Consider the following 4,552-nt stretch of genomic DNA (forward strand, 5'->3'; position numbering starts at 1 on the left):
CGGCAGCCGGAGCACGCCGGCGGGCAGCGCCCGGCGGCGGCGCTCGGCGCGCGGCCCGAGGCCGAGCAGGGTGGGCAGGACCGGCGGCCGGGTGCCGCCGTGGGGGCTGGTCACGGCTGCGGACGCTCCTCAGCGGAATCGGGGGTCGGGGCGCCGGGGGCACCGGGGAGGCCGGGGAGGTCGGCGCGGGACAGCTCGTGGGAGAGCTCGGCGAGGTCGGAGCCGCCGGCCATCTCGGTGGTGAGCTGTTCGAGGCCGATCTCGGCCCGGGGGTGGCTGCCGGCCATCCGGCCCCGCTTGAGCAGGGTGAAGTGGTCCCCGACCAGGTACGCGTGGTGCGGGTTGTGGGTGATCAGCACCACGCCGAGCCCGGCGTCCCGGGCGGCGGTGACGTACTTGAGCACCACTCCGGACTGCTTGACGCCGAGCGCGGCGGTCGGCTCGTCCAGGATCAGCACCCTGGCGCCGAAGTGCACGGCGCGGGCGATGGCCACGCACTGGCGCTGGCCGCCGGACAGGGTGCCGATCGGGCGGTCGACGTCGGGCAGGTCGATGCCCATGTCGGCGAGCGCCGTGCGGGTGGTGGCGCGCATGCCGTCGGCGTCGATCCGCAGCCCGCCCCAGCGCTTGTACCCCTGCTCGGAGCCGAGGAAGAAGTTGCGCCAGACGGGCATCAGCGGCACCACGGCGAGGTCCTGGTAGACGGTGGCGATGCCGCGGTCCAGGGCCTGGCGCGGGGAGTCGAAGCGGACCTCCTCGCCGCCCACCGTGAAGGTGCCCTCGTCGTGCCGGTGCAGCCCGGCGATGATCTTGATCAGGGTGGACTTGCCGGCGCCGTTGTCGCCGAGCACGCAGCTGATCTCGCCGGAGCGCAGGGTCAGCGAGACGTCCTCCAGGGCGCGCACGGTGCCGTAGGTCTTGCCGACACCCCGCAGGGAGAGGAGCTCGGTCATCGGGGCCCCCGTTCGGCGCGGCGCTTGACGAAGGAGTTCAGCAGGGCGGCCAGCAGCAGCATCGCACCCAGGAAGAACTTGAACCAGTCGGGGTTCCACTGGGCGTAGATGATGCCCTTGCTGGCCATGCCGAAGATCAGCGCGCCCAGCGCGGAACCGACCACCGAGCCGTAGCCGCCGGTGATCAGGCAGCCGCCGATGACGGCCGCGACGATGTAGATCAGCTCGTTGCCGACACCCTCGCCGGACTGCACGGTGTCGAAGGAGAACAGCAGGTGCTGGCCGAGCACCCAGGCGCCGAAGCCGACGAACAGGTAGAGCACGGTCTTCGTGCGGGCGACCGGGACGCCCACCGCGCGGGCCGCGGCCGCGTCCCCGCCGACCGCGAAGATCCAGTTGCCGAAGCGGGTGCGCAGCAGCACCCAGCTGCCGACCAGCAGCAGGCCCAGCCACCACCAGACGGTGGCCTTGACGGTCAGCCCGCCGACGGTGACCTCGGAGGCGAACAGCCAGCGGCAGGAGGCGAAGCCCTCCATGTCGGAGATCGGCTTGGTGGAGACGGTGCCGGAGACCAGCTTGGTGACGCCGAGGTTGGCGCCGGTCAGCATCAGGAAGGTGCCGAGGGTGACGATGAAGCTCGGCAGCCTGGTGCGCGACAGCATCCAGCCGTTGAACAGGCCGACCGCCAGCGTCGTGGCGAGCGAGACCAGCACGCCCACCCAGGTCACCGCGGTGAGCTGGTAGGAGACCATCGACGAGGTCAGCGCGGCGGTGGTGACCAGCACGCCGGCCGAGAGGTCGAACTCGCCGCCGATCATCAGCAGCGCGACCGGGACCGCCATGATCCCGATGGTGGAGGCCGCGTACAGCACGGTGCCCAGCGAGGAGACCCGCAGGAACGGCTCGGCGACGGCGGCGAAGACCAGGAAGACCGCGGCGGCCGCGATCAGCGCGCCCAGCTCCGGCCGGCCGGCCAGCCGGCGCAGCGCGGCCGGTCTCTCCCGGCGCCCGGCCGCGAGGACGTCGGAGCCGCTCACCTGGTCCCCCTCGCGACGTACTCGGCGAGGGCGTCCGCGTTCTCCTTGGTGAGGATCTGCGGGCCGGTGGCCACCGGCCGGCCGCCGCCGAGCATGTTGAGGTTGAAGCGGTAGAGCCAGAGCAGGTCGACGCCCTGGTAGCCCTGGAGGTAGGGCTGCTGGTCGACGGCGAAGCCGACGGTGCCCGCCTTGAGGCCGGCCACCACCTGGGTGCCCAGGTCGAAGGTGTCCAGCTCGACCGGGCGGCGGGCGTCCTGGATCGCCTGCAGGCCGGTGGCCGCCATCGGGCCGGAGAGGGTGAGCACGGTGTCGATCGCCGGGTCGGCCTGGAGCTTGGCGGAGATCGCGGCACGGGCGTCCGGCATGTTGACGCCGTCGACGTACATCACCTGGAAGGCGCCGCCGGCCGTGCTCCGGGCGCCGGAGCAGCGCTGCTCCTGCCCGACGTTGCCCTGCTCGTGGATCACGCACAGCACGTTCCCGCGCCCGCGCCGGGACAGCTCGGTGCCCGCCGCCTGGCCGGCGGTGGCCTCGTCCTGGCCGATGTGGGTGAGCGCGCCGAACCGCGCGGAGTACTCCTGGCCGGAGTTGACGGTGATCACCGGGATGCCGGCGGCCTTGGCCTTGCCGAGCACGTCGGCCATCGCGTCGCCCTTGGCGAGGGTCACCAGCAGGCCGTCGACCTTCTGGTCGATGGCGGCCTGGACGAGCTGGACCTGGTTCTGGGTCTGCGCGTCGTTGGAGTACAGGAAGGTGATGTTGTCCTTGGCGGCGGCCTGCTCGGCGCCCTTGCGCACGGTGTCCCAGAAGGCGTCCCCGGCGCCCGCGTGGGTCACCATGGCGACCTTCCAGCGCGGGGTGGTGACGGCGCCGCCGGCGGCGGCCGAGGCCTTGGCGCGGGCCTCCTCGGCGCGTCTGCCTCCGGTGCTGCTGCAGCCGGCGACGGCGACCGTGAGGGCCAGGACGGCCAGCGCGGCGGCGGCTGGCCTCAGCCGGCGGACGGGACTCATGCGGGTTGTGCTCATCCCCATAGTCTCGCTTCCCGCCGGACGCGGTTTCGCACCGCCTCGCCCGGTGGGGCGATCCGTCCGGACGGTATCGTGCCCCGCGCGGGCGTTCCGCGGGGGGATTCCTGGGAGTCCGCTGGGTGCGACGTCAGGGCCGGGCCCGCCAGGGTGGCACACTGGGGCGGGCCCGAAAAGGGGAGCGGCGTGCGAACGTGATCTTCCTCTCAGGTTCCGCACAGATTCGGACGGCAACCGATCCCGGTTTCTGACCGTCTGATGCCATTGAGGTGGCGCTCCGGGCGAGTGGGGTCCGGGCGGCTTCGAACCCGGATACGAGATCTTCATGCAACTGACAGGTACGCCATTCCTCATCTGCACGGTCGTTCTCGTGCCGGTCTCCATCGCGGTGGCGATGTGGTTCTGGGGCCGGGTCAAGGGACCCGAGCCGGTGCGCGTCCTGTCCAGGCTCGCCATGATCGTGTTCTGCCAGGCCACCGCGGTGGTCATGGTCTTCGTGATGGTCAACAACGCCAACCTCATCTACGGCAGCTGGGACGACCTGCTCGGCACCGGCAACCACGTGCGGGCGGTGCCCCCCGTGCCGCCGCAGGAGCCGGCCGCGCCCGCCCCCTCCGGCCAGGCCACGGCCACGGCCGCGGCGGGCGGAGGCGGCACGCAGGCGGGCGACGCGGCGGCCCACCCGCCGGCCAACAAGGTCCAGCAGTCCTTCCGCGGCGTGGACGACCCCAAGGTGCCGGGCGACGTCCAGAAGACCGACCTCAAGGGCCAGCTGTCCGGCGTCGACGGCGAGGTGCTGGTCTGGCTGCCGCCGCAGTACAACGACCCGGCGTTCAAGGACAAGAGGTTCCCGGTGGTCGAGCTGATCCCCGGCTACCCGGGCTCCTCCTCCACCTGGTACGGCACGCTCAAGGTCTCCGAGCAGCTGAAGCCGCTGATGCAGCAGGGCAAGGTGGCGCCGTTCATCCTGGTCTCGCCGCGCACCCTGCTGCTGGGCAACCGCACCGACGCGGGCTGCACCGACGTGCCGGGCAAGGTCAACGCGGACACCTGGCTGACCCGGGACGTGCCGCAGATGATCCTGGACAACTTCCGGGCCGACCCGTCCGCCGACCGCTGGGCGATCGCCGGCTACTCGGCGGGCGCCCACTGCGCCACCAAGCTCTCGCTGGCCCACCCCAACCGCTACCGGGCCGGCGTCAGCCTCTCGGGCTACAACGACCCGGCGACCGAGAAGGACTCGCTGGTCGGCAAGGACCCGGCGCTGCGCGAGGCCAACAACCCGGTCACCATCGTGAAGGGCGCCGCCCAGCCGCCGAAGGTCGCGCTGTACATCTCCGGCAACAAGGGCGACGGCTACGAGGACGGCCAGGCGATCGCCACCGCCGCCAAGGCGCCCACCACCGTGCAGGTCGTCGAGACCACCGGCCCGCACTCCAGCGACGTGTGGAAGGGCATGGTGCCGGGCGTCTTCGAGTGGCTGACCGGGATCATCCCGGCCCAGTAGCCCGTTCGGTCCCCTCGTGCGGGGCGGCCC

At 72.3% G+C, this 4,552-nt stretch carries 4 protein-coding genes; 1 reads left to right on the forward strand and 3 read right to left on the reverse strand.

Features of this window, described 5'->3' with window-relative positions; all coding sequences use genetic code 11:
- Nucleotides 1-110: 110 nt before the first annotated feature.
- The 3 genes from ABD308_RS28730 to ABD308_RS28740 are packed head-to-tail and all read right to left on the reverse strand — an operon-like array spanning nt 111 to nt 3,000.
- Nucleotides 111-953, reverse strand: coding sequence for an ATP-binding cassette domain-containing protein (locus ABD308_RS28730; RefSeq protein ID WP_344340676.1), 843 nt, complete (start codon nt 951-953; stop codon nt 111-113).
- Complete coding sequence (locus tag ABD308_RS28735; protein WP_344340681.1) at nt 950-1,990, reverse strand: ABC transporter permease; 1,041 nt, start codon at nt 1,988-1,990, stop codon at nt 950-952. Before ABD308_RS28735 ends, ABD308_RS28730 begins: the two co-directional genes overlap by 4 nt.
- On the reverse strand, nt 1,987-3,000 hold the full coding sequence (locus ABD308_RS28740; RefSeq protein ID WP_344340693.1) for a substrate-binding domain-containing protein: 1,014 nt from the start codon (nt 2,998-3,000) through the stop codon (nt 1,987-1,989). The genes ABD308_RS28735 and ABD308_RS28740 overlap by 4 nt, the downstream gene beginning before the upstream one ends.
- Nucleotides 3,001-3,385: 385 nt before the next feature.
- Between ABD308_RS28740 and ABD308_RS28745 the strand changes: the two genes are divergently transcribed.
- Nucleotides 3,386-4,522, forward strand: coding sequence for an alpha/beta hydrolase (locus ABD308_RS28745; RefSeq protein ID WP_344340687.1), 1,137 nt, complete (start codon nt 3,386-3,388; stop codon nt 4,520-4,522).
- The last annotated feature ends 30 nt before the right edge of the window (nt 4,523-4,552 follow it).

Origin of the sequence: Kitasatospora putterlickiae, from assembly GCF_039527695.1 — a bacterium.
Taxonomy (GTDB): Bacteria; Actinomycetota; Actinomycetes; order Streptomycetales; family Streptomycetaceae; genus Kitasatospora; species Kitasatospora putterlickiae.